Raw genomic sequence first — 24,982 nt, 5'->3', positions numbered from 1 at the left:
GTTTGTCGGGATCGAGAGTTTCCGTGGTTCAAATTATGACGATACGTTCTTTGCCAGCGCTGCTGCCGACAATCTCGATGGCTACAACGGCAACGACCGGCTGAGCTACTCGCAGTCGGAGCAAGGCGTCAACATCACCATGACCGCTGCACGTTCGGGTACCGGTCTGGGCGGCGACGCTCAGGGCGATACGTTCTCCGATTTCGAAACCATCATCGGCTCGAACTACAACGACGTGTTCACGGCATCGCTGGGTACCACGGCTTTTTACGGCGGTGCTGGCAATGACGTGTACATCATCAACGGCTCGGCCAGCCAGAACGTGGTGGAAATGGCCGGTGGCGGTGATGACGAAGTCCGCACCACGCTGAACATCACCACCTTGGCCAATGAGGTCGAGCGTCTGACCTTTACCGGTTCCGGCACCTTCATCGGTCGTGGTAATGCTTCCGACAACATCATTACTGGCGGTGCCGGAAATGACACGTTGTTCGGTGGTGCAGGGGCGGACCAACTCAATGGCGGAGATGGTTTTGATACGGTCAGTTATGCCGATGCCGACAAGGGCGTGAGCCTCAACACTAAAACCGGGATACATACCGGAATTGCTGCTGGCGATGTTTACACCAGTATTGAAGCAATCAGTGGTTCGAATTTCAGTGATGCTTTTGTCGGGGATGCGGGTATAAACCGCTTCGACGGTGGTAGCGGCATGGATATGGTGAGCTTTGCTGACGAAACTGCAGGTATCACCCTTGATTTGGGGGCGCCTGTTTTGACGGGGGCGGCCGCTGGCGATATTTACACCTCGATCGAGATATACCAAGGCACTGCGCAAGCCGACAGCTTTACCGGAAGTGCGGCAGCTGCGGAGAATTTCGTAGGTGGCGCTGGCGCCGATCTACTGACGGGTGTGGGTCGAGGTGATGGCGCCTGGTACTTGACCAGTACTGGCAGCGTTCAGATAAATTTGCTGGATGGCACTGCCGCAGGTGGCGACGCTCAAGGTGACGTACTGATCAACATCGATAATCTGATGGGGTCGTCATTCAATGACACGCTGACAGGCAATGCCTATTCGAACAAGCTTGAGGGTGGAGCGGGTAACGATGTCATCTATGGTGGCGAAGGCGATGACTTTATCTATGGCGGCACTGCCACTGATATCGGTGCATTTGGACTGCTCGCTATCAGCGGCGTCCAGGCCGATACGCTTTACGGTGGCAATGGTAACGACACTATGCGCAGTGCCGATGAAGATACTGGCAGCATTCTCTATGGCGAGGCTGGCAACGACAACATAACCGTGTCGGCAGGGATTGCTTATGGTGGCGACGGCAACGATACCTTGACGGGTACCGGTTACGGCTACGAACTCCAGGGTGGTGCAGGCGTTGATACGTTGAACCTGCGCGGCTCTGGAGATGCCTTGGGTGGAGAGGGCGGTGACACCTATGTCGTGTTCTCGAAAACCATGGTCGGCATCCAGGACACAGGCACTTCGGGGGTTGATACCGTCACCCTCAAGAATATTCAAAGTGTCAGTGATGTGCGGATTGTTCAGAACGACCTTGGCGCCTACATCTTCAATGCCGCCGATCTGCAAAGCGGCAACCTGGACTCCGGCGTATTCCTGAAAGACTGGTACAAGGGGGGGAACACCATTGAAACCTTTTTCACCAACAACGGTGAGTCCTTCACCATTCCTGTCGTAGGGCAAGCGATGATGGAGTCTTTCGCAGTCTGACAAAGGCGTTGCACACATAAAAAACGGCGAAGCCTGTATTCAGGTCTCGCTGTTTTTTTGCCGTTTTTTTAGGTTGCCAAAAGAAAACCCCCGACAAACCAGAAGTCTGTCGGGGGTTTTCTTTTGCCTGGAAGCATCAGGCGTCTCGCGACGCCTGACCCGGCTCAGCTTATTGGCAAGCTTCGCAATCCGGCTCGTCGATCGCGCAAGCCTTTGGCACTGGCGCTGGGCCGGCCGGAGCTGCCAGAACCGAATCGTCGCCGTGGTTGCCGCCGCTGGAAACAGCGTTCAGCTTGCCGGTGTTGATGGTCGACTTCTCGGTGCTGGTCGCGGCCAGGGCACGGAGGTAGTAGGTGGTTTTCAGACCACGGTACCAGGCCATGCGGTAGGTCACGTCGAGCTTCTTGCCCGAGGCGCCGGCGATGTACAGGTTCAGCGACTGGGCCTGGTCGATCCACTTCTGACGACGGCTGGCGGCGTCAACGATCCACTTGGTGTCCACTTCGAACGCGGTCGCGTAGAGCTCTTTGAGTTCTTGCGGGATGCGCTCGATCTGCTGAACCGAACCGTCGTAGTACTTCAGGTCGTTGATCATGACCGAGTCCCACAGACCGCGCGCCTTGAGGTCGCGAACCAGGTACGGGTTGATCACGGTGAATTCGCCCGACAGGTTCGATTTCACATACAGGTTCTGGTAGGTCGGTTCGATCGACTGCGATACGCCGGTGATGTTGGCGATGGTCGCGGTCGGTGCGATGGCCATGATGTTGGAGTTACGAATGCCTTTCTGTACACGGGCGCGAACCGGTGCCCAGTCCAGGGTTTCGTTCAGGTCAACGTCGATGTACTTCTGACCGCGTTGTTCGATCAGGATCTGTTGCGAATCCAGGGGCAGGATGCCTTTGGACCACAGCGAACCGTTGAAGGTCTCGTACGCGCCACGCTCATCGGCCAGGTCGCAGGACGCCTGGATCGCGTAGTAGCTGACCGCTTCCATCGACTTGTCGGCGAACTCGACGGCAGCGTCGGAACCGTAAGGGATGTGCTGCAGGTACAGCGCGTCCTGGAAGCCCATGATGCCCAGACCGACCGGACGGTGGCGGAAGTTGGAGTTCTTCGCTTGCGGCACCGAGTAGTAGTTGATGTCGATCACGTTGTCGAGCATGCGCACGGCGGTGTTCACGGTGCGTTGCAGCTTGGCGGTGTCCAACTTGCCGTCGACGATGTGGTTCGGCAGGTTGATCGAGCCCAGGTTGCAAACGGCGATCTCGTCCTTGTTGGTGTTCAAGGTGATCTCGGTGCACAGGTTCGAGCTGTGAACCACGCCGACGTGCTGCTGCGGGCTACGCAGGTTGCACGGGTCTTTGAAAGTCAGCCATGGGTGGCCGGTTTCGAACAGCATGGAGAGCATTTTGCGCCACAGGTCTTTGGCCTGGATGGTCTTGAACAGCTTGACCTTGCCCGGGTACTCGGTCAGGGCTTCGTAGTACTCGTAGCGCTCTTCGAAGGCTTTGCCGGTCAGGTCGTGCAGGTCCGGCACTTCGGAAGGCGAGAACAGGGTCCACTTGCCGTCATCGAAGACACGCTTCATGAACAGGTCAGGGATCCAGTTGGCGGTGTTCATGTCGTGGGTACGACGACGATCATCACCGGTGTTCTTGCGCAGTTCGATGAACTCTTCGATGTCCATGTGCCAGGTTTCCAGGTAGGCACACACAGCGCCTTTGCGCTTGCCACCCTGGTTAACGGCTACAGCGGTGTCGTTCACCACTTTCAGGAACGGAACCACGCCTTGCGACTTGCCGTTGGTGCCTTTGATGTACGAACCCAGGGCGCGCACAGGGGTCCAGTCGTTGCCCAGGCCGCCAGCGAATTTGGACAACATGGCGTTGTCGTGGATCGCGTGGTAGATGCCCGACAGGTCGTCCGGAACGGTGGTCAGGTAGCAGCTCGACAGCTGTGGACGCAGGGTGCCGGCGTTGAACAGGGTCGGAGTCGAAGCCATGTAGTCGAACGAGGACAGCAGGTTGTAGAACTCGATCGCACGGTCTTCTTTCTGCTTCTCTTCGATCGCCAGGCCCATGGCCACGCGCATGAAGAAGATCTGCGGCAGTTCGAAACGCACGCCATCCTTGTGGATGAAGTAACGGTCGTACAGGGTCTGCAGGCCCAGGTAGGTGAATTGCTGATCGCGCTCGTGGTTGATCGCCTTGCCCAGTTTTTCCAGGTCGAAGGTGGCCAGCACAGGGTTCAGCAGTTCGAACTCGATACCTTTGGCGATGTAAGCCGGCAGTGCCTTGGCGTACAGGTCGGCCATTTCGTGGTGAGTGGCGCTTTCGGCCACTTCGAGGAAGCCCAGGCCTTCGGCACGCAGGGTGTCCATCAGCAGGCGGGCGGTGACGAACGAGTAGTTCGGCTCACGTTCAACCAGGGTACGCGCGGTCATCACCAGTGCGGTGTTGACGTCGTTCAGGGCCACGCCGTCGTACAGGTTTTTCAGGGTTTCGCGCTGGATCAGGTCGCCATCGACTTCAGCCAGGCCTTCGCAGGCTTCGGTGACGATGGTGTTCAGGCGGCCCATGTCCAGCGGCGCGAGGCTGCCGTCGGCGCGGGTGATACGGATCGACGGGTGCGCGTCGACCGCAGCTTCTACCGGAGCGTGGGCAGCGCGTTCTTTCGAACGGCCGTCACGGTAGATCACGTAGTCGCGAGCGACTTTCTGCTCGCCGGCACGCATCAGGGCCAGTTCGACCTGGTCCTGGATTTCTTCGATGTGGATGGTGCCGCCCGACGGCATACGACGCTTGAAGGTCGCGGTGACCTGTTCGGTCAGGCGGGCAACGGTGTCGTGGATTCGCGACGAAGCGGCAGCGGTGCCGCCCTCAACTGCGAGAAACGCTTTGGTGATAGCGACGGTGATCTTGTCATCGGTGTAAGGAACGACAGTGCCATTGCGCTTGATCACGCGCAGTTGACCAGGCGCGGTGGCGGCCAGATCCGAATTCGAATCGGCGGCCTGCGGCAAGGTGCCCTGCGGGTTCTCGCGAGTTGTGTCGGTTTGCATGGGGGGTGATCTCCACATTCTCTATGTTTGTTTGGGCACCATCATGGTGCTCACCGTTCTGGTCCGAAGCACTACAACCGACGGGCGTCGGGCATAACAACTTCGGACCAGTAGGAAAAAGGCTAATGACGCCGCATCCTTGCCGAAGTTTTTGGCTGCGAGCCAGGGCTCGAGCCGGATTCCTTCCCGGATGACAGTAATGACTGCAACACCCGTACCGTTCCGGTCGTTTCCAACCTGAAAAACGGCGCCATCCGCAAGTGCGGTTTGGGCTTTGAAAAACTTGCTTGGTTCAACCGGAAACTGGCAATAAAGCGCTTGAGTTTCAGGTCCGAAATGTGGTTGGTCGCTTGAGCGGAAAACCCTATATGTAGGGTCTCTCCTCGCGCCGTGCTACAAGATAATGCGTTTCGAGAGGGCTTGCAACGTACTAGCTGTGGATAAACCTGTGCGTAAATTGTGTAAGAAACCAGGAATTCCCGTGTAGGCCGCGAACCTGCTGAGCTAGACCGTTTGTCACTGTTTTTCACTTGGGAAAAACGCTTCAGCGGATTTTTAAGGGCGCGAACCCTATCACAAAAAACCGCCTTGTCCGAACGCATTTGCCGACTTGTGTTCTGTTTGTACGCCGTTTATACAATCGGGCAGTGTTTACCCATTCTTATCCTCCCGAAAGATGACAAAAAGACGGGAGGATCTACAACTGTGGGAGCGAGCCTGCTCGCGAAAGCGTTGGATCAGCCAACATTGATGCTGAACCTGCCGACGCATTCGCGAGCAGGCTCGCTCCCACATGGATTGTGCTGCGTCGCACGGTTCTTCCTTTATTAATAAAAACAGCAAGCAGAGGTCACCGGTGGAGCAAGAAGCCTGGCAGGTATTGATAGTCGAGGATGACCAGCGTCTGGCCGAACTCACCCGCGAATACCTGCAAGCCAATGGATTGCGCGTGGAGATCGAAGGCAACGGCGCGCTGGCGGCGGCGCGGATCATCAAGGAGCAGCCGGATCTGGTGATCCTCGACCTGATGCTGCCTGGCGAAGACGGCCTGAGCATTTGCCGCAAGGTGCGCGACCGTTACGACGGTCCGATCCTGATGCTCACCGCGCGCACTGACGACGCTGACCAGATTCAAGGCCTCGACCTCGGCGCTGATGATTACGTATGCAAACCGGTGCGCCCACGGCTGTTGCTCGCGCGCATTCAGGCTTTGCTGCGACGCAGCGACACAGCCGAGCCAATCGTGGAAAAAAGCCGTCGCCTGCAATTCGGCCCGCTGGTGGTGGACAACGCCTTGCGCGAAGCCTGGCTCAGCGACAGCGGCATCGAACTGACCAGCGCCGAATTCGACCTGCTCTGGCTGCTGGTGTCGAATGCCGGGCGGATCCTCTCTCGCGAAGAAATCTTCACTGCGTTGCGCGGCATCGGTTACGACGGCCAGGATCGTTCGATCGATGTGCGCATCTCGCGCATTCGCCCGAAAATCGGTGATGACCCCGACCATCCGCGGCTGATCAAGACCATCCGCAGCAAAGGCTATCTGTTCGTCCCTGAAGCCTGTGTGGATCTGGCGCTGTGAATTCGATCTTCCTGCGCATCTATGGCGGCATGTGCGCGGCGCTGATTCTGGTGGCGGTGCTCGGTGTGCTGGCACTGCACCTGCTCAATCAGGTGCGCAGCGAGCAATACCGCGAGCGCCTGGCCCACGGCACGTTCTCTCTGATGGCCGACAACCTGCAACCGATGAATGAAACCGAGCGCCATCGGGCGTTGCTGGTCTGGGAGCGTCTGCTGGGGATTCCGCTGGCACTGAAGAAGTTTTCCGAGACCGATCTGGATCTCTCTCAGCGCGCCCGGGTGCAGCGCGGTCAGGCCTTGGTGGAGCAGACCGGCCCGCATGCGGCGCGAGTCTATCGGCTGGTCAGCGACAAGGAACAGCTGCTGCTGACCGGTGACGTACAACAGATCAGCGAGCAATTGGCCCGCGCGACTATTTATCTGTTGGCCGATGAACTGGTACGGGTGCCGGTCGGCGAACAGCCCAAACGACTGGCGCAGTTAAAGGAAGAGAAAGGCTTCGGTTTTGATCTGCGGCTGGTCACGGTCAACGAGGCCGACATGGACGAAGACCAGAGCCGCCGGGTGTCCGAGGGCGATACAGTGATGGCGCTGGGCAAGGGCGGGGATTCGATCCGGGTGTTTGCCGGCATGGTCGGCACGCCGTGGGTGCTGGAGATCGGCCCGCTGTATCAGATGAATCCGTATCCGCCGCAATGGCTGGTGTTGATCGCTGCCTTGGGCCTGAGCCTGATCGGTCTGATCGTTTATCTGTTGGTGCGTCAGCTCGAACGGCGTTTGCGCGGCCTCGAAGCCGCGGCCACACGCATCGCCAAGGGCAGCCTGGAAACCCGCGTGCCGGCCCGCGGTGCTGACTCGGTCGGGCGGCTGGCGGCGGCGTTCAACGGCATGGCCGAGCATCTGCAGCAGTTGCTGGCGATCCAGCGCGAGCTGGTGCGCGCGGTGTCCCACGAACTACGCACGCCAGTGGCGCGCCTGCGTTTCGGGCTGGAGATGATCGGCTCGGCCACCACCCCGCAGGCGCTGGAGAAGTACCGCGAGGGTATGGATCACGACATCGAGGATCTCGATAAGCTGGTGGACGAAATGCTCACTTACGCGCGGCTGGAGCAGGGTTCACCGGCACTGACCTTTCAGCGCATTGACCTCGATGCGCTGGTCAATCAGGTGATCGCAGAACTGGCGCCGTTGCGTGCTGAGGTCACGGTGCAGCGCGGGTTGTGCCTGTCAGCGGCGGACAACGATGGCGCCTGGGTCGAAGCCGAGCCGCGCTTCCTGCATCGGGCGTTGCAGAATCTGGTGAGCAACGCGATGCGCCATGCACGCTCTAACGTCACGGTGAGTTATCAGGTCGGGCAGTTGCGCTGCCGGGTCGATGTCGAGGATGACGGGCCGGGTGTGCCGGAGTCGGCGTGGGAACGGATCTTCACGCCGTTCCTGCGTCTGGATGACAGCCGCACCCGGGCCTCTGGTGGGCATGGGCTGGGGCTGTCGATTGTGCGGCGGATCATCCACTGGCATGACGGTCGGGCGCTGATCAACAAGAGCAAAAGTCTGGGTGGGGCTTGTTTCAGTCTGAGTTGGCCGAGGAATCAGGAGCGCCGTTGAGTTTTGTGGTGGTTTTGCCGGCCCCCAATCGCTGGCAAGCCAGCTCCCACAGTGTCCGTGGTGAGCACAGATTTTGGATACACCCCTGAAACCTGTGGGAGCTGGCTTGCCAGCGATGGGGCTCTCACCGGCGCCGAAAAATCCTCAGGCCGGAATGCTGACCAGACTCAACAACTGCCCATCCTGCACACCAAATTGCGCCTCCAGCTCGGTGCCATTACGCCATTCGCCAGACAAGTCAGTCAGCAAACGCAACCGGACCTGACCCTGCTCCGTCCACTCCAGCACCTCGGCGTGCTCGAAGTAGAAACGCTTCTGCACAATCGGGTACAGCGCCTTGAACAGGCTCTCTTTCACCGAAAACGTCAGGGTCACGCACAGCGCCAGTTGTTCCCGCGCACCGGCGGCCATGCGCTGCAGCTCCGGCGGCGTCAGAATCTCCCCGGCCAGGCGTTCGGCGCGCTCGGTCTCGAGCAGGTTTTCCAGATCCATGCCCAAGCCGCGCCAGTGCCGCTTGTTGGCGACAATCGCCGCCGCGTGTCCGGTGCTGTGAGTGATCGAGCCGCAGATGTGCGCCGGCCACACCGGTGCGCGGTCTTCGCCAATCGGCGGAATCACGTTTGAGCCTTCCAGTTGCTGCAGCGCGGCCCGGGCGCAGATTCGTCCGGCAAGAAACTCGGCCTGCCGTTTGGCCACCGAGCGCTGAATGCTCGGCGGCGGCTCGATGGCGCTGCGCTGGAAGTCATCGCCGAGCAGTTGCTTCGGGTCGAAACGGGTACTGAGCAGCACGGTCTCGGGCAACACGTTGGGCAACGGCCAATGGGCGTCGAGCGGGGTGCAGCAGGCGGGGAGGGGCGGGCTGGAATTCATGGCGGGCATTTTGCCGATTCGCAGGGGCAAGGTCGAGATCGGCGGTGCGGCTTTCGCGAGCAGGCTCGCTCCCACATGTGGAACGCATTCCCATGTGGGAGCGAGCCTGCTCGCGAAGGCCGCGCTGCAATCTATCTGATCAGCCAAAGATTTTCTGGAAGAACGCCTTCATGTCCGCCCAGGATTTTTCATCAGCCGCCTTGTCGTAACCGATATCCGGGCCACCGTGTTCACCGTGGCTCAAGCGATCGGCATCCGGATTGGTGAAGCCATGTTTGGCGCCGTCGAGGCTGACGAACTTATAGTCGGCGCCGGCCTTGTCCATTTCAGATTTGAACGCGGTGACGTTGTCCGGGGTGACCATGCTGTCCAGCGCGCCATGCTCGACCAGAACTTTCGCCTTCACACTGCCGGGCGTCGCCGGGGTGGTGGTTGCCAGCGCACCGTGGAAACTCACTACGCCTGCCAGCGGCTCGCCCTGACGCGCGGCGTTGAGCACCACGCCACCGCCGAAGCAGTAACCGATGGCGGCGATTTTATTGACGTCGGTCTGCGGCTGCTTTTTCAGCAGGTTCAACCCGGCCTCGAAACGTTTGCTGGAGGCCGCAGCATCCTGGGTCGCGGCCTGCATGAACGCCATCGCATCCTTGGGATGTTCGGTGTTCTTGCCTTCGCCATACATGTCGATCGCCAGCGCGCTGTAGCCCAGTTCGGCGAGGTCGCGGGCGCGACGTTTGGCGTAATCGTTAAGGCCCCACCATTCATGCACCACGACGACTCCCGGGCGTTTGCCCTTGATCGCGTCGTCATAGGCGTAGTAGCCGATCAGCTTGGTGCCGTCGGCACTCTGGTAGGGAATCTCCTGAGTCTTGATCGCGGCGTTGGCCAGACTGCTGGCGGCGAGCAAGACGAGGGCGAGGAACAGGCGCATGGTCGGTCTCCTTATCGAAAGTGGTCAGGACAGCCTAGTCGATTTGATTCAGCGCAGGTTCAGAGAGTGTTCAGGGCAGGTACAGGGGCGGGTCAGTAACCTTGCGCCATACCCAAACAGCACTGTGAAAGAGGAAACGCGATGAATCGTCTAAACAAACTGCTGCTGGCTTTTACCTTGTTGGGCTCCAGCATTGCGGCACATGCCGATGACACCAGCAACTTCGCCGGCCTGACCTTTGGCCAGACCAGTGACAAGGTTAAAAAATCCCACGCGCTGAACGACAACCTTGGCCACCCTGACGCCAGCGGCGCAATCGACGGCAACAACACCTACGGCGTGCGCCTCGGTCAGCAAAACTCGCAAGGTCGTTACTACGCGACCTACGACAATGTGTCCGGTTCGCACAATGGCATTAAACTGCGCCAGGAAAACCTGCTGGGCAGCTACGATCTGTTCTATCCAGTGGGCGGCAGCACCAAACTGTTCGGTGGTGCAACGGCCGGTTTGACCAAGCTGACTCAGGACTCGCCGGGCTATAGCCGTGACAGCGACATCGGTTACGCCGTCGGTGGCCAGTTCGGTGTGCTGCAACAAGTGGCGCAGAACGTTTCGGTGGAACTCGGTTACCGTTACCTGATGAGCAACGCCAGCACTGAAATGAAAGAAAGCGGTGGCAGCAAGCAAGGCTCGCTGGACTTGACCAGCAGCGCCCAGACTTACCTGTCGGCGAACTACGCTTTCTAAAGCGCGGTTCGTTCTAGACCCTGTGGGAGCGAGCTTGCTCGCGAAAGCGGTCTGTCAGTCGACAACAATGTTGGCTGATACATCGCCTTCGCGAGCAAGCCCGCTCCCACAGGTGCGTTGTTGGAGTTTTTGATTTACCCGGGAGAGCGTTATGAAACTGTTGGTCGTCGAAGATGAAGCGCTGTTGCGCCATCACCTGCAAACCCGCCTGACGGAGAGCGGTCACGTGGTCGAGTCCGTGGCCAATGCCGAAGAGGCGCTGTACCAGACCGGGCAGTTCAACTTCGATCTGGCGGTGATTGACCTCGGGCTGCCGGGCATGGGCGGTCTGGACCTGATCCGGCAGTTGCGCTCGAGCGGCAAGACGTTTCCGATCCTGATCCTCACCGCGCGCGGCAATTGGCAGGACAAGGTCGAAGGCCTCGCCGCCGGTGCCGACGACTACGTGGTCAAGCCGTTCCAGTTCGAGGAACTCGACGCGCGCCTGAATGCCTTGCTGCGCCGCTCCAGCGGCTTCACGCAGTCGACCATCGTCGCCGGGCCGCTGTTGCTGGACCTCAATCGCAAGCAGGCGTCGCTGGATGAAGAACCGCTGGCACTGACCGCCTACGAATACCGCATCCTCGAATACCTGATGCGCCACCACCAGCAAGTGGTGCCCAAGGATCGCCTGATGGAGCAGCTCTATCCGGATGACGACGAGCGTGATCCGAACGTGATCGAAGTGCTGGTCGGCCGTCTGCGCCGCAAGCTCGAAGGACCGGGCGGGTTCAAGCCGATCGACACCGTGCGCGGTCTTGGCTACTTGTTCAATGAGCGCTGCACTTGATTCGTTCTCTTCGCGTTCGCTTGATGCTCGCCGCCACCACGTTGGCGGTGTTGTTCATGCTCGGCTTGCTGCCGGCCATGCAGGGCGCGTTCAGCCTGGCGTTGCAGGACTCGATCGAGCAGCGCCTGGCCTCGGACGTCACCACGCTGATCTCGGCGGCACGCGTCGACAGCGGCCATCTGGTGATGCCGGCGCAGCTGCCGGATGAGCGCTTCAACCTCACCGACAACCGCCTGCTCGGCTACATCTACGACCGCGAAGGCAAACTGGTCTGGCGCTCGAAAGGCACGCAGGAAGAGCAGATCAACTACAAGCCGCGTTACGACGGCATGGGCAACGAGTTCGCGCGGATCCGCGAGAGCAATGGCCAGGAGTTCTTCGTCTACGACGTCGAAGTCAAACTGCTCGGCGGTAAAAGTGCCGCGTTCAGCATCGTCGCTCTGCAACCGGTGCGCGAATACGAAAATACCCTCGAAGGCCTGCGTGAAAATCTCTACCTGGGCTTCGGCGCCGCATTGCTGGTGCTGCTGGCGCTGTTGTGGATCGGCCTGACCTGGGGCCTCAAGGCGCTGCGCCGACTGAGTCAGGAACTCGACGAGATCGAAAGCGGCACCCGCGAAAGTCTCACCGAACAGCACCCGCGCGAACTGCTGCGCCTGACCGGCTCGCTCAACCGTTTGCTGCACAGTGAGCGCCAGCAGCGCAGCCGCTACCGTGACTCCCTCGATGATCTGGCGCACAGCCTGAAAACCCCGTTGGCGGTGCTGCAAGGGGTCAGTGAAGACATGGCCCAACGCCCGGAGGATCGCGATCAGGCCTGGGTGCTGCAAACCCAGATCGAGCGCATGAGTCAGCAGATCAGCTATCAACTGCAGCGCGCCAGCCTGCGCAAGAGCGGCTTGGTGCGCCATCAGGTGCGGCTGCAACCGGTGCTCAAAAGCCTGTGCGACACGCTGGACAAGGTCTACCGCGACAAACACGTGCGGGTGGCGTTTGATCTGCCGGAGCACTGCTACGTGCCGATCGAACAGGGCGCGCTGTTGGAGATGATGGGCAACCTGCTGGAAAACGCCTATCGCCTGTGCCTGGGCGAAGTGCGCATCAGCGTGCGCGAGACCCTCGCCGGCATCGAGTTGTGCATCGAAGACGACGGCCCCGGTGTGCCGCCGAATCAGCGCGCGCGGATCCTTGAGCGCGGTGAGCGTCTGGATCGCCAGCATCCGGGGCAGGGCATCGGGCTGGCGGTGGTCAAGGACATCATCGAGAGCTACAACGCCAAGCTGATGCTCGGGGATTCGCCGATGGGCGGGGCGGCGTTCAGGATTCAGTTTCCTGCGGTTTAGTCGCAGGCCTTGCCAGCCTCTTCGCGAGCAGGCTCGCTCCTACAGAGGGTTCAATGTGGGAGCGAGCCTGCTCGCGAAGGCGCCAGTCAGTTCACCGCAGGCCTCACTGCTCCTGCGCCCGATAAGCCCCCGGTGTCAGCCCGGTCCATTTCTTGAACGCCCGATGAAACGCCGACGGTTCGGAAAACCCCAACTGCTCGGCAATCTGTTGCAACGACAGATCCGCCCGTCCCAGATGATAGATCGCGATGTCGCGGCGCAACTGATCCTTCAATTCCTGAAAACTGCTGCCTTCCTCACGCAAATGCCGACGCAGGGTTTGCGGGCTGATGTGCAGCTGCGCGGCCACCGCTTCGAGGTCCGGCCACTGCGCACTGTCGCGGCTGAGCAAGCGGCGCAGGCGACTGCTGAGGCTGTCACCGTCGTCCGGGCGCGACAGCAGGTCGGCGGGTGAGCGTTCGAGAAAGTGCTTGAGGGTGCGTTCGTCCTGCAACAGCGGCATGTGCAGATAGCGACTGTGAAACAGCAGGCTGCTCTGCTGGGCGCAAAACACCAAAGGGCAGGGGAATAGCAGGTCGTACTCGGCACCGTGCGCCGGTTTCGGATAACTGAAGGTGGCCTGCTCCAGACGAATCCGCTGTCCGATCAGCCAACTGCCTAGGCGATGCCAGATCACCAGCAGGCTCTCGCTGAGAAAGTGATCCGGGTCCCATAACTGCGAGTCATCAAGGCTCAGGCGCACCCATTCGTCTTCGCGGCTCAGGCTCAGGCGCGGAGCCTCGGGGAATAGGCTATAAAACAATAAACCGCGTTGCAGTGCCTTCTCCAGATTGCGGCAGTGGATCAGGGCGTGGCACATCATCGCGAAGCTGCCGGGTTTGCTCGGCGCGGTGCCAAAGCCCAGGTATTCGTCATCCAGCGCCAGCCACAGGCTCTGGATCAGTTGGGTGAATTGCTCCGGGGCGATGCGCGCCCGAGGTTCATCGAGCAACTCGGGGCTGATCCCCAGTTGCTGCAGCAGCGGCGCATAGTCGAACCCCGAACGGCGTGCGCCACCAAGGGCGGCGCGGGCGAAATGACTGGCGATGGTACGTTCGCGCATAAGCGGCAGATCCTTCCTCAGACGCCGGATGGTAGCCGGGGCATGCGCAGGGCAACAAGGCGGATTTCCGCCAAATTGTAGGACGAGATCCGCTGACTTGGCGGAAATCCGCCACACTGGCGTCACCGGGCAGTGACAAAAATTAGCCTGCATCCCCTGATATCAAAAGGCTTGCAGCGAATTGCACCAAAGTGGCACGGCGTTTGCGATAAGAGCGACAGAAGTGTGCGTCTATTCCGCGGGAATAGCGCCGCTCCAACAACAAATCCCTCCAGTGCAGGAGGGTTCGCAATTCAGGTTCTGCGCCCAACAGATGGATGTTGCCCGCGGGACGCTTGAGGACACTTGCAATGACGACTCGTCAGCCACTGTACAAATCCCTGTATTTCCAGGTGATCGTCGCGATCATCATCGGTATTGCCCTTGGTCACTACTACCCGCAGTTCGGTGTGGCGGTAAAGCCACTGGGTGACGGATTCATCAAGCTGATCAAAATGATCATCGCCCCGATCATCTTCTGCACCGTGGTCAGCGGCATCGCTGGCATGCAAAGCATGAAGTCGGTCGGCAAGACCGGCGGTTATGCACTCCTGTACTTCGAAATCGTTTCGACCATCGCCCTGCTGGTCGGCCTGATCGTGGTCAACATCGTGCAGCCGGGCAATGGCATGCACATTGACGTCAGCACCCTCGACGCCTCGAAAGTCGCGACCTACGTGCAGCAAGGTGCAGACCAGAGCGTAGTCGGCTTCCTGCTCAACGTGATCCCGACCACCATCGTCGGCGCGTTCGCTACCGGTGACATCCTGCAAGTGCTGATGTTCTCGGTGATCTTCGGTTTCGCCCTGCATCGCCTGGGTGACTATGGCCGTCCGATCCTCGACTTCATCGATCGCTTCGCCCACGTGATGTTCAACATCATCAACATGATCATGAAGCTCGCGCCAATCGGTGCCTTCGGTGCGATGGCGTTCACCATCGGTGCTTACGGTGTCGGTTCGCTGGTGCAGTTGGGTCAACTGATGGCCTGCTTCTACATCACCTGTCTGGCCTTCATCCTGATCGTGCTGGGTGCCATCGCCCGCATGCACGGCTTCAGCGTGCTGAAGATGATCCGCTACATCCGTGAAGAGCTGCTGATCGTACTCGGTACTTCGTCTTCGGAATCGGTACTGCCACGCATGCTGATCAAGATGGAGCGTCTGGGCGCGAAGAAATCCGTCGTGGGTCTGGTGATCCCGACCGGTTACTCGTTCAACCTCGACGGAACCGCGATCTACCTGACCATGGCTGCGGTGTTCATCGCTCAGGCCACCGACACGCACATGGACATCACCCATCAGATCACCCTGCTGGTGGTGTTGCTGCTGTCTTCCAAAGGTGCCGCCGGTGTGACCGGTTCGGGCTTCATCGTGCTGGCCGCCACTCTGTCGGCGGTCGGTCACCTGCCGGTGGCCGGTCTGGCGCTGATCCTCGGTATCGACCGCTTCATGTCCGAAGCCCGCGCCCTGACCAACCTGGTCGGCAACGCCGTGGCGACCATCGTGGTTGCCAAGTGGGTGAAAGAGCTGGACACCGACGTGCTGCAATCCGAGCTGGCTTCGGGTGGTCGCGGTATTGCTGACACCCGTCCGGAAGATGACCTGGGTGTTGCTGAAGGTGCTACTCCGAGCAACGTCAAGTAATCTGAATTGGCTCCAGTGTAATGCTGGAGTCTGAGAGCCCTTGTGGTGAGGGGATTCATCCCCGATGGGTCGCGAAGCGGCCCCTTCTTAGATAGAAGGGGACTGCTGCGCAGTCCATCGGGGATGAATCCCCTCGCTACAGGGGTTTTTTATTGCCTGCGATTTGAGCATTACGGTCACTGCCGCTGATACATCCGGTGATTGCCGTGCGCGGCAGCGCTGCCTAGGCTGGGTGCATCGCCCAAGGAGATCGCCCATGTCTGCGCCGCTGGCCTCACTGAAAATTCTGGACTTCTCGACCCTGCTGCCGGGGCCGTTCGCCTCGCTGTTGCTGGCGGACATGGGCGCCGAGGTGCTGCGCATTGAATCACCGACGCGCATGGACCTGCTGCGGATGCTGCCGCCGCATGATCAAGGTGTGTCCGCCAGCCACGCTTACCTCAATCGCAACAAGCGCAGTCTGGCGCTGGACCTCAAACAGCCTGAGGCGCTGGAGGTGGTCAGGCAGTTGCTGACTGAATACGACATCGTCCTCGAGCAGTTTCGGCCCGGTGTGATGGAGCGCCTGGGTCTGGGTTACGAGGCACTGAAGGCGATCAACCCGAAGCTGATTTACGTGTCGATCACCGGCTATGGCCAGACCGGGCCGTACAAGGATCGCGCCGGGCATGACATCAACTACCTCGCACTGGCCGGGCTTGCCAGCTACACCGGCCGCGCCGACAGCGGGCCGTTGCCGCTGGGCATGCAGGTGGCGGATATCGCAGGTGGTTCGCTGCATGGGGTGATCGGCCTGCTGGCGGCGGTCATCGCCCGGCAGCAGACCGGGCAGGGCACGCATCTGGACGTGAGCATGACCGATTGCGCCTTCAGCCTGAACGCCATGGCCGGTGCCGGGTATCTGGCCTGTGGCGAGGAACCGCATTGGGAAGAACAGATGCTCAATGGCGGCAGCTTCTATGACTACTACCGTTCCCGCGACGGGCGCTGGTTGTCGGTAGGCAGTCTTGAGCCGGGGTTCATGCAGCAACTGTGTACGGCGTTGGGCCGGCCGGAGCTGGCGGCGCAGGGCTTGTCACCCAAGCCCGAGCAGCAGCGGTTATTGAAGGATGCGTTGAAAGTCGAATTCGAGAAGCACGACTTTGCCGAGCTGCGCGCGTTGTTTGCCGAGGTCGATGCCTGTGTCGAACCGGTCTTGAACCTGAGCGAGGCGGTGCAACATCCGCAGTTGCAGGCGCGGAAGCTGGTGACCCAGGTGCCGCGTGGCGACGGTACGGCCCAGGCGCAGATTGCCTGTCCGCTGAAATTCTCCGAAGCGCTGCCGGCGCCGCGGCATGTCGGCGCAGGGTTGGGACAGCATACTGAGCAGGTGTTGGGGGAGTTGGGGTTTGATGCTGAGCGGATTGCTCAATTGCGGGCGGCCAAGGTAATTCTCTAGCGTCTGTACCGACCTCTTCGCGAGCAGGCTCGCTCCCACATTTGAAATGCGTTCCCCTTGTGGGAGCGGGCTTGCTCGCGAAGGCGTCGGCGGCGACAACACCAAACCGCCTATTCCACCCGCATCTCACCACTGAACACCAAAGTGTTGCGGCATCTACGGCACAAATACCGTCGCCCTTGACGCACCAGGCTATGACGCTGCGCCGAAAACGGAAAATCACTGTCGGCGCACGGGCATTTGTAGATATAGCGGGTCACGCTGCGGCGTTTGACGGCATAGGTGTGGCAACGATCCGGCGGCAGCTCGTAAACCCCGCGCATGATCAGTTGCCACTCCTCGCCATGCGGCTGGATGCGGTCGCCGAACAGTTGATGGGCGATCAGGTGCGCGACTTCGTGGGCCACGGTCTGCTTGAGGAAGTGTTCGGTGTTTTCCCGGTACAGCTGCGGGTTGAAGCGCAGCAGGTTCTCGTGCAGATGCGCGACACCGGCTTTTTGCCCGCGCAGCTTGAGGCTGACGACGGGGCGTTGGAAATGACGTTTGAAAAAGGCTTCAGCGAGTTGGTAACAGTCTTCGACGCGGGTATTGAGTTGCTCGGGCATGCTTGATGGATCTCCAGAGGCGTCGAGTATGCCGCAACCTCTGGGACTTGCGAATCGCTGACCTGCCGAATGGTCATCCGCCAAACGAGAAGGCCGCCTTGCGGCGGCCTGTATTGGCAGATCTTGTTTTTCTCGGGGGTGAAACATGTCAGTTCGTATACACCGGCCCCACGCCGAGGCCCCAGATAATCACGGTGAACGCCATGATGGCCACCAGCACCACCAGACCCACCGCCAGCACCGAGCTGGAAAACAGGAAGCCTTCGTCCGACGGAATGTTCATGAACGTCGGCAGCCCGACATACAGCAGGTACACCGTGTAACAGATGGCCGCCGTGCCGACGATCATCCCCAGCCACATGTGCGGATACAGCGCCGCCAGCCCGCCGACGAACAACGGCGTCGCGGTGTAGGTGGCGAATGCCACGCAACGGGCCAGACTCGGGTTGGCGTCATAAGTGCGGGCCATCCAGTGCACGAAGGCGCCCATCACCGCGACCCCGCCGAGCATCGCCAGGTACGACATGATGGTCATCCACAGTGCGCTTTCAAAGGTCAGCATCACCGGTGCGCGGTTGCCGATCACCCAGCCGACTTGCGTGGTGCCGATAAACGCCGAAACCGCCGGAATCGCCGCCAGAATCAGCGTGTGCGTCAGGTACATGTGGCTGATGCTTTCCTCTTGGTCGCCACGGATTTCCTTCCATTCCTGATCAGGGTGGGTAAAAAGTCCCACTACGTGATGGATCATGCCAGTCACTCCTCTTGTTATTGCCATCGCCCCCCAACGGAGCGCCTAAGGGCCAAAGGTGGCCGAGCAAATTCAGGTCTTCAGATGTGTGCGACCTTATGTCGCAGTATAGAAAGGACTTAACCGCACAGGGACTAGGGGCTTAGAGCAAATCGCGCTGTAAACCGGCGGGGTAATCGCGTCGGGGTCTGTGCAAACGGGCAATCGAAGGGGCGACAACCTGTGGCCACAACCCCGGTGTTTTTGCGTAAAATGCCCGCCTTTCGTCACACCTCACGGATTTCGCGTCATGGGCACTCTTACGGTCAACCAGAACAAACTGCAAAAGCGCCTGCGCCGCCTGGCCGGCGAAGCGGTCGCCGATTTCAACATGATCGAAGACGGCGACAAGGTCATGGTCTGCCTGTCCGGAGGCAAGGACAGCTACACCATGCTCGACGTGCTGCTGCACCTGCAGAAGGTTGCACCGATCAAGTTCGAGATCGTCGCGGTGAACATGGACCAAAAGCAGCCGGGTTTCCCCGAGCACGTACTGCCGGCCTACCTGAAAGAGCTGGGCGTCGAGTACCACATCGTCGAGAAGGACACTTACTCGGTGGTCAAGGAACTGATCCCGGAAGGCAAGACCACTTGCTCGCTGTGCTCGCGCCTGCGTCGCGGCACGTTGTACACCTTCGCCGACGAAATCGGCGCGACCAAAATGGCCCTCGGTCACCACCGTGACGACATCGTCGAGACGTTCTTCCTCAACATGTTCTTCAACGGCACCCTCAAGGCGATGCCGCCGAAGCTGCGCGCCGACGACGGGCGCAACGTGGTGATCCGTCCGCTGGCCTACTGCAACGAGAAAGACATCCAGGCTTACTCGGACTTCAAGGAATTTCCGATCATCCCGTGCAACCTTTGCGGTTCGCAGGAAAACCTGCAGCGTCAGGTGGTCAAGGAAATGCTTCAGGACTGGGAGCGCAAGACTCCGGGCCGAACTGAAAGCATCTTCCGCAGTCTGCAGAACGTGGTGCCGTCGCAACTGGCCGACCGCAACCTGTTCGACTTCACCAGCCTGAAGATCGACGAGACCGCGGCTTCGCGCTTCGTTAACGTCGTCAATCTGTAAGCACAATCATTGTGGGAGTGAGCCCTGTGGTGAGGGGATTTATCCCCGATGGGGCGCGAAGCGCCCCCAGAAAAGCTGGGGCTGCTGCGCAGCCCATCGGGGATGAATCCCCTCACCACAGGGGCCGCTCCCACATTGGTTTTTTGTTTCATTCATTAGGAGAGGGCATGCGCGATTACAAGTGGCTGCACGAATACTGTCTGAACCGCTTCGGTTCGGCGGCTGAACTGGAAGCCCATCTGCCCGTTCCCAAGACTCCCGCGCAATTGCGCAAGATCAGCGACGATCGTTACCTCTCGACCATGGCCCTGCGCGTATTCCGTGCCGGGCTCAAGCACAGCCTGGTGGACGCCAAGTGGCCGGCCTTTGAAGAAGTGTTCTTCAGGTTCGACCCGGAAAAAGTCGTGCTGATGAGCGCCGAACACCTCGAACGCCTGATGCAGGACGCGCGCATCATCCGCCACCTGGGCAAGCTCAAGAGCGTGCCGCGCAATGCCCAGTTCATCCTCGATGTGGAAAAGGACAAGGGCAGTTTCGGCGCGCTGATCGCCGACTGGCCGGTGACCGATATCGTCGGTCTGTGGACCTACCTGAAAAAGCACGGGAGTCAGTTGGGCGGGCTGTCGGCGCCGCGCTTCCTGCGCATGGTCGGCAAGGACACCTTCGTGCCGAGCTATGACGTGGTCGCCGCGCTGAATGCGCAGAAGATCGTCGACAAGGTGCCGACCAGTCTGCGCGATCTGGCGATTGTGCAGAACGCGTTCAATCAGTGGCATGAGCAGAGTGGCGGGCGGCCGATGAGCCAGATTTCGATGATGCTCGCGTACACCGTCAACCATTAAGACCGCGTCGCCCCATTCGCGAGCAGGCTCGCTCCCACAGAGGGAATACATTTCAAATGTGGGAGCGAGCCTGCTCGCGAAGGTGTCAGATCAGGCGACGCTGATCTCGCCTTCGCCCGCGAGTTTGCGATTCAACTGATACCGCCACCGCACATACAGCAGCGCCGAGCAGAACAGCGCCAGGCTCGCGGCCATCTCCAGCACGCCAAACAGTTGCCGGTTCGGGTCATACGCTGCCAGTGCGCCCTTGATGAAATACAGATTCACCACAAAGCACATCCACGAGTGCGCACGCGCGTTGCCCATCAGCATCCCCGGCGCGAGGATCAGCCACGGGATCAGCTCGACCAGCAGGATCACCCACGGTCGGGCGCCGTGCAGGTCGGCGAACACCAGGTAGTAAGCGGCGAGCAGCCCGGCGAGGCCGAAGAAGCACAACAGGCTGACGACCCGCATCGCCTTGACGCGGGGTTCAAGCCACTCGACGGAGGGCAGGACTTTCGGCTTCTTCGCCACCCTCAGCCCTCCAGTTTTTGCGCGGTCTTGGCCAGGCGTGCGCCGAGTGCGCGACACAGTGCCATCTCGTGCTGATCGAGACCTTTCTTGCCATCGGCGCCGGCGTGATGACTGGCGCCATACGGCGTGCCGCCGCCCTGGGTTTCCAGCAGCGCCGACTCGCTGTACGGCAGGCCGGTGATCAGCATGCCGTGGTGCAACAGCGGCAGCATCATCGACAGCAGGGTGGTTTCCTGACCGCCGTGCAGGCTGGCAGTGGAGGTGAACACGCCGGCCGGTTTGCCGACCAGTGCGCCGGTCAGCCACAGGTTGCTGGTGCCGTCGAGGAAGTACTTCAGCGGCGCGGCCATGTTGCCGAAGCGCGTCGGGCTGCCAAGGGCGAGGCCGGCGCAGTTCTTCAGGTCATCGAGGGTGGCGTAGAGCGCACCGTCTTCCGGGATGTCCGGGGCGACCGCCTCACACTCGGTTGAGATTGCCGGCACGGTCCGCAGGCGCGCTTCGAGGCCGGCCTGTTCGACACCGCGGGCGATCTGCCGGGCCATCTCGTTGGTCGAGCCGTTGCGGCTGTAATACAGAACCAGAATGTACGGCGCGCTCACGGCAGCAGCTCCAGCACATTTTCCGGCGGACGACCGATCACAGCCTTGTCGCCGACTTCGAGAATCGGTCGTTCCATCAGTTTTGGATGCTGGGCGATGGCGTCGATCAATTGCGCTTCGCTGAGGCTTTCGTCAGCCAGCTGAAGCATTTTGTATTCATCTTCTCCGCTGCGCAGCAACTGACGCGCGCTGATCCCGAGCTTGCCGAGCAGTGCCTTGATTTGCACCGCATTCAGCGGGGTTTCGAGGTAACGCACCACGTTCGGGGTCAGGCCACGGGCCTCGAGAAGTTCCAGTGCGCCGCGGGATTTCGAGCAGCGCGGATTGTGATAAAGCGTCAGATCGGTCATGGCGGGTCGCTTCTGGCGTAAAGTGGCGGCTATTCTAACTGTGCAGCGCGCAATCCAGAACCTTCAGAGGCGATGGGTCGCAGGCGCCTTCAATTTTTGACCAGGGAACATGACATGACACGGCGATTGGCAGCGGCATTGACGATAATCGGGGCGTTGATGCTGGGGGGCTGCGGCAATGACTACGGCATTGACCAGAATGGTCAGAAGGTCGCGTCCGAGCGTCTGGACAAACAATGGGTAGTCATCAATTACTGGGCCGAATGGTGTGGCCCGTGCCGCACGGAAATTCCGGAGCTCAATCATTTGGCGGACGAACTCAAGAGCAAGAACATCGGCGTGTTCGGGGTCAACTTCGACAACGTCCAGGGTGAAGACCTGAAGAGCGCCAGCGAGAAGCTGGGCATCAAGTTCACCGTGCTGGCGCAGGATCCGGCCGACCTGTTCGACCTGCCGCGCAGTGAGGCCTTGCCGGTGACTTACATCATCGACAACAAGGGAAAGGTGCGTGAGCAGTTGATGGGCGAGCAGACGGCGGCGGGGGTGATGGCCAAGCTTGAGGCGTTGCAGGCGACAAAGTGAGTTGAATGGGCTTTTGTGGCGAGGGAGCTTGCTCTCGCTGGGGCGCGAAGCGGCCCCAAACCCTGCTGACTCGGTGTCTCCGGCAACGCGCGGTTAACGGTTGTGCGACTGCTGCGCAGCCGAGCGGGAGCAAGCTCCCTCGCCACAGTAACTGGCGTTCAGAAAAAAGATCGCAGCCTGCGGCAGCTCCTACAAGGTCATGTGTACACCTGTAGGAGCTGCCGCAGGCTGCGATCTTTTCTACGGCTGAACGATCAGCCCTCTTCCAGCCACCAACGCAACGGCTTGCCTTGCGCCGGCCAGAAGCGCATCTGCTCGATCGGCGAGATGTCCCAGCGCTCAACGCCTTGCAGCGCCTGCAGGAAGCGTTGTTCCTGCTCCATCAGCGCCGGCGCGCAGAGTTTGCGGGTCTTGCCGATCGGGCCGAAGCTCAGCTTGTCGCCTTCGAGGGTGTACGGCGCGAACCAGTGGTTGCAGCCGCCATTGCCATACGCGCGGCCATCGTCGCCGAGGGTCACGGTCAGATGGCTGTAATCCATCAATGGCCGCTCGCCGATCCACTCCAGGATGTAGCTGCGGTTCTGCTGCAGTTGCACAGGCTCTGCGGCGCAGCCCACCAGAGCGGCACCGACCAGCAGCGGCAGGGCAAGGCGTTTCATCACGCAGGCTCCTGGCATTTCGGGCACAGGTGCTTGTCGCCGACGGCTTTCCAGCCCAGCTCGGCGATGCGCGCCGTGGCGGCCGGTTTCTCGGCGGTCTTGCCCAGCTTGGCGTCCACCGCGAACTCGAAGTTCAGCTCCTTGGCGCAGCTGTCGCAGTTGACCTGCCAGGTGTGGATCGCCAGTTCGCCGAATACCGGGCCGGTGGTCATCGCGGTCCATTGGCCCGGCGGATTGATCAGGTGGCGCACGGTGTCGACGGTCAGGCGCATGGACAAGTCCTTGCTGCCTTTGAGGGTGACCAACAGGACGTCACCGTTGCGGATCGAGCCACCGTTGCCTGTGACCTGATAGCGGCCCGGTACGAGGGCGCGGCATTCGGTGAGGGTGTGTTGCGGGTTCATCAGGGTGTAGCGGAAATCGTGTTCGACCATGGGTCCTCCAAATCTGCGCGACATGCTAGCACGGGCTGGATTGCAGGATGGCGTACACGTGCGACCTTCGATCCGGTTCAAATCGTCCGGCGCTCATGGCAAACTGCCGCCCTTCACTCTGAGGGAACGGAACATGGCGCTGATCGAATGTTATGAATGCAAGCGGAGCATCAGCTCGGAAGCAAAGGCGTGCATTCATTGTGGTGCTCCGATGGCGCAGCAGCACGAGCACACACCGGCGCAAGCCGCCGCTGCGACGATTTCATTTGGCAGCCTGCCGCGCAACAAATCCGTGCCCGAGGCGTTTATCCCGCCAGCAGCCCCTGAACCCGCGCCGCGCGTTTCACCGGCGGCGGTCGGTCGCCGCCGTCGGCAACCGGAACCCGCACCTCAACCTCAAGCCAACGCCGACGGTTCGCGTCCGGTGGAAGGCTGGTTGAAGATCATGGTGTTCCTGCTGCCGATGGTCTTTGTCTGGTTCCTGCTGCGTAACGGTCATTCGATGAAGCAGCGCTTTTTCGGTTTTGGCTGGCTGGCGTTGCTGATCCTGGCCTCGTCGCTGTCGCCGAAGTAAACCGGCAAGCCTTCAACCCTCGACCTGGTTCTGCGGTGCACCTGCAGCCCAGGTCGCGATGTTGTGCAGGGTGGTCGCGGCAATCGCGCCCAGCGCTTCATGGGTCAGAAACGCCTGATGCGCGGTGATGATCACGTTTGGGAAGGTCAGCAGCCGCGCCAATACGTCGTCCTGCAACGGCAAGTCGCTGCGATCCTCGAAAAACAGCTGCGCCTCTTCTTCATACACATCCAGTCCCAGATAGCCCAGTTGGCCGTCCTTCAAGGCGTCGATCAGCGCCGGCGTGTCGACCAGGCCGCCGCGTCCGGTGTTGATCAACATCGCCCCCGGTTGCAGGTGTGCCAGTGACTCGCGGTTGATCAAGTGTTTGCTCTGGGCGTTGAGTGGGCAGTGCAGGCTGATGATTCGTGACTGCGCGAGCAGCTCCGGCAGACTCAGGTAACGTGCGCCCAGCGCCACGACCTCAGGGTTTGGGTACGGGTCGTAGGCCAGCAATTGGCAACCGAAACCGTGCATGATTTTCGCGAACGTCGCGCCGATCTGCCCGGTGCCGACAATCCCCACGGTCTTGCCCACCAGATCGAAACCCGTCAGGCCGTGCAGCGTGAAATCGCCTTCGCGGGTGCGGTTGTAGGCGCGGTGCAGGCGTCGGTTGAGTGCCAGAATCAGCGCCACCGCGTGTTCGGCCACCGCATGTGGCGAGTAGGCAGGTACCCGCACCACGGCCAGCCCGAGGCGTTTTGCCGCGAGCAGATCGACATGGTTGTAGCCCGCCGAGCGCAGGGCGATCAGCTGTGTGCCACCGGCGGCGAGGCGCTCCAGCACCGGCGCACTGAGATCGTCATTGATGAAGGCGCAGACCACCTCATGCTGCTCGGCCAGGGCGGCGGTGTCGAGACTGAGCCGGGCCGGTTGAAAGTGCAGTTCTATCCCGGCCGGGCAGGCGGCGCCGAGGAAACTGTCGCGGTCGTAGGTCTGGCTGCTGAAAACGAGCGTGCGCATGAATTCCTCCTG

23 protein-coding genes and 1 pseudogene are annotated in these 24,982 nt (G+C 60.6%); 12 read left to right on the top strand and 12 right to left on the bottom strand.

What is annotated here, in order from left to right; all coding sequences use genetic code 11:
- Positions 1 to 1,747 (top strand): annotated as a pseudogene (locus CRO59_RS16775) (calcium-binding protein); the annotation flags it as partial.
- A 169-nt stretch (positions 1,748 to 1,916) separates the two neighbouring features.
- On the opposite strand, the gene CRO59_RS16770 reads toward CRO59_RS16775, so the two are convergent.
- Positions 1,917 to 4,811: a ribonucleoside-diphosphate reductase subunit alpha gene (locus tag CRO59_RS16770; protein ID WP_096796807.1), complete on the bottom strand. Its 2,895-nt coding sequence runs from the start codon at positions 4,809 to 4,811 to the stop codon at positions 1,917 to 1,919.
- 856 nt (positions 4,812 to 5,667) lie between these two features.
- Here CRO59_RS16770 and CRO59_RS16765 point away from each other — a divergent pair.
- Positions 5,668 to 6,390, top strand: coding sequence for a response regulator (locus CRO59_RS16765; protein ID WP_027612283.1), 723 nt, complete (start codon positions 5,668 to 5,670; stop codon positions 6,388 to 6,390).
- Complete coding sequence (locus tag CRO59_RS16760; protein ID WP_096796805.1) at positions 6,387 to 7,997, top strand: ATP-binding protein; 1,611 nt, start codon at positions 6,387 to 6,389, stop codon at positions 7,995 to 7,997. The genes CRO59_RS16765 and CRO59_RS16760 overlap by 4 nt, the downstream gene beginning before the upstream one ends.
- A 144-nt stretch (positions 7,998 to 8,141) precedes the next feature.
- Here the strand turns inward: CRO59_RS16760 and CRO59_RS16755 are convergent, their stop codons facing one another.
- On the bottom strand, positions 8,142 to 8,867 hold the full coding sequence (locus CRO59_RS16755) for a 4'-phosphopantetheinyl transferase (protein ID WP_097088526.1): 726 nt from the start codon (positions 8,865 to 8,867) through the stop codon (positions 8,142 to 8,144).
- Positions 8,868 to 9,006: 139 nt separating this feature from the next.
- Positions 9,007 to 9,798 carry a dienelactone hydrolase family protein gene (locus CRO59_RS16750; protein ID WP_097088520.1) on the bottom strand — a complete coding sequence of 264 codons (792 nt, stop codon included), beginning with the start codon at positions 9,796 to 9,798 and terminating at the stop codon, positions 9,007 to 9,009.
- Positions 9,799 to 9,939: 141 nt separating this feature from the next.
- Here CRO59_RS16750 and CRO59_RS16745 point away from each other — a divergent pair, with 141 nt between their 5' ends.
- The 3 genes from CRO59_RS16745 (at position 9,940) to CRO59_RS16735 (ending at position 12,717) form a co-directional block, all read left to right on the top strand.
- Complete coding sequence (locus tag CRO59_RS16745) at positions 9,940 to 10,545, top strand: hypothetical protein (RefSeq protein WP_097088518.1); 606 nt, start codon at positions 9,940 to 9,942, stop codon at positions 10,543 to 10,545.
- A gap of 151 nt (positions 10,546 to 10,696) precedes the next feature.
- The gene (locus CRO59_RS16740) at positions 10,697 to 11,374 is read left to right on the top strand and encodes a response regulator transcription factor (protein WP_027612288.1); all 678 of its coding nucleotides are present in this window, start codon (positions 10,697 to 10,699) and stop codon (positions 11,372 to 11,374) included.
- Positions 11,371 to 12,717, top strand: a complete 1,347-nt coding sequence (locus tag CRO59_RS16735; protein ID WP_027612289.1) for an ATP-binding protein — start codon at positions 11,371 to 11,373, stop codon at positions 12,715 to 12,717. The genes CRO59_RS16740 and CRO59_RS16735 overlap by 4 nt, the downstream gene beginning before the upstream one ends.
- A gap of 103 nt (positions 12,718 to 12,820) precedes the next feature.
- On the opposite strand, the gene CRO59_RS16730 is transcribed toward CRO59_RS16735, so the two are convergent.
- Positions 12,821 to 13,819 (bottom strand): AraC family transcriptional regulator, encoded by a 999-nt coding sequence (locus tag CRO59_RS16730; RefSeq protein ID WP_097088516.1) that lies wholly within the window; start codon positions 13,817 to 13,819, stop codon positions 12,821 to 12,823.
- A 350-nt stretch (positions 13,820 to 14,169) separates the two neighbouring features.
- Here CRO59_RS16730 and CRO59_RS16725 point away from each other — a divergent pair, with 350 nt between their 5' ends.
- Both CRO59_RS16725 and CRO59_RS16720 read left to right on the top strand, forming a co-directional pair.
- On the top strand, positions 14,170 to 15,504 hold the full coding sequence (locus CRO59_RS16725) for a dicarboxylate/amino acid:cation symporter (RefSeq protein ID WP_027612291.1): 1,335 nt from the start codon (positions 14,170 to 14,172) through the stop codon (positions 15,502 to 15,504).
- 256 nt (positions 15,505 to 15,760) lie between these two features.
- Positions 15,761 to 16,942, top strand: coding sequence for a CaiB/BaiF CoA-transferase family protein (locus tag CRO59_RS16720; protein WP_097088515.1), 1,182 nt, complete (start codon positions 15,761 to 15,763; stop codon positions 16,940 to 16,942).
- Between the two features lie 110 nt (positions 16,943 to 17,052).
- Here CRO59_RS16720 and CRO59_RS16715 read toward each other — a convergent pair whose 3' ends face one another.
- Together CRO59_RS16715 and CRO59_RS16710 are read right to left on the bottom strand one after the other, a co-directional pair.
- Positions 17,053 to 17,547 carry a SprT family zinc-dependent metalloprotease gene (locus tag CRO59_RS16715; protein WP_041067555.1) on the bottom strand — a complete coding sequence of 165 codons (495 nt, stop codon included), beginning with the start codon at positions 17,545 to 17,547 and terminating at the stop codon, positions 17,053 to 17,055.
- Between the two features lie 148 nt (positions 17,548 to 17,695).
- Positions 17,696 to 18,298: a Yip1 family protein gene (locus CRO59_RS16710; protein WP_042607174.1), complete on the bottom strand. Its 603-nt coding sequence runs from the start codon at positions 18,296 to 18,298 to the stop codon at positions 17,696 to 17,698.
- Between the two features lie 289 nt (positions 18,299 to 18,587).
- On the opposite strand from CRO59_RS16710, the gene ttcA reads away from it, so the two are divergent.
- Both ttcA and CRO59_RS16700 read left to right on the top strand, forming a co-directional pair.
- Positions 18,588 to 19,412: a tRNA 2-thiocytidine(32) synthetase TtcA gene (gene ttcA, locus CRO59_RS16705; protein WP_041067551.1), complete on the top strand. Its 825-nt coding sequence runs from the start codon at positions 18,588 to 18,590 to the stop codon at positions 19,410 to 19,412.
- 167 nt (positions 19,413 to 19,579) lie between these two features.
- Positions 19,580 to 20,254 (top strand): DNA-3-methyladenine glycosylase I, encoded by a 675-nt coding sequence (locus CRO59_RS16700; protein WP_027612293.1) that lies wholly within the window; start codon positions 19,580 to 19,582, stop codon positions 20,252 to 20,254.
- 90 nt (positions 20,255 to 20,344) lie between these two features.
- Here the strand turns inward: CRO59_RS16700 and CRO59_RS16695 are convergent, their stop codons facing one another.
- Genes CRO59_RS16695 through arsC form a run of 3 tightly spaced genes read right to left on the bottom strand, consistent with a single transcriptional unit; the run spans position 20,345 to position 21,719 of the window.
- Positions 20,345 to 20,770, bottom strand: coding sequence for a DUF2069 domain-containing protein (locus CRO59_RS16695; RefSeq protein ID WP_027612294.1), 426 nt, complete (start codon positions 20,768 to 20,770; stop codon positions 20,345 to 20,347).
- A gap of 2 nt (positions 20,771 to 20,772) precedes the next feature.
- Complete coding sequence (gene wrbA, locus CRO59_RS16690) at positions 20,773 to 21,369, bottom strand: NAD(P)H:quinone oxidoreductase (RefSeq protein ID WP_027612295.1); 597 nt, start codon at positions 21,367 to 21,369, stop codon at positions 20,773 to 20,775.
- Positions 21,366 to 21,719 carry an arsenate reductase (glutaredoxin) gene (arsC, locus tag CRO59_RS16685; protein ID WP_096796798.1) on the bottom strand — a complete coding sequence of 118 codons (354 nt, stop codon included), beginning with the start codon at positions 21,717 to 21,719 and terminating at the stop codon, positions 21,366 to 21,368. Before arsC ends, wrbA begins: the two co-directional genes overlap by 4 nt.
- A gap of 114 nt (positions 21,720 to 21,833) precedes the next feature.
- Here arsC and CRO59_RS16680 point away from each other — a divergent pair, with 114 nt between their 5' ends.
- Entirely contained in the window at positions 21,834 to 22,301 is a 468-nt protein-coding gene (locus CRO59_RS16680; RefSeq protein WP_096796797.1) for a TlpA disulfide reductase family protein, read from the top strand.
- 254 nt (positions 22,302 to 22,555) lie between these two features.
- On the opposite strand, the gene CRO59_RS16675 is transcribed toward CRO59_RS16680, so the two are convergent.
- Positions 22,556 to 22,960, bottom strand: a complete 405-nt coding sequence (locus tag CRO59_RS16675) for an META domain-containing protein (protein WP_097088513.1) — start codon at positions 22,958 to 22,960, stop codon at positions 22,556 to 22,558.
- The gene (locus tag CRO59_RS16670) at positions 22,960 to 23,394 is read right to left on the bottom strand and encodes a hypothetical protein (protein ID WP_025112952.1); all 435 of its coding nucleotides are present in this window, start codon (positions 23,392 to 23,394) and stop codon (positions 22,960 to 22,962) included. Before CRO59_RS16670 ends, CRO59_RS16675 begins: the two co-directional genes overlap by 1 nt.
- Before the next feature lie 133 nt (positions 23,395 to 23,527).
- Here CRO59_RS16670 and CRO59_RS16665 point away from each other — a divergent pair, with 133 nt between their 5' ends.
- On the top strand, positions 23,528 to 23,968 hold the full coding sequence (locus tag CRO59_RS16665; protein ID WP_097088510.1) for a hypothetical protein: 441 nt from the start codon (positions 23,528 to 23,530) through the stop codon (positions 23,966 to 23,968).
- Positions 23,969 to 23,980: 12 nt separating this feature from the next.
- Here the strand turns inward: CRO59_RS16665 and CRO59_RS16660 are convergent, their stop codons facing one another.
- Positions 23,981 to 24,970 (bottom strand): 2-hydroxyacid dehydrogenase, encoded by a 990-nt coding sequence (locus CRO59_RS16660; protein ID WP_027612299.1) that lies wholly within the window; start codon positions 24,968 to 24,970, stop codon positions 23,981 to 23,983.
- Positions 24,971 to 24,982: the final 12 nt, after the last annotated feature.

Source organism: Pseudomonas sp. LAMO17WK12:I5 (assembly GCF_900215165.1).
GTDB classification, from domain to species: Bacteria; Pseudomonadota; Gammaproteobacteria; order Pseudomonadales; family Pseudomonadaceae; genus Aquipseudomonas; species Aquipseudomonas putida_A.
Note: the sequence above shows the minus strand (reverse complement) of the source record. Positions and strands in the feature narration are given on the sequence as shown.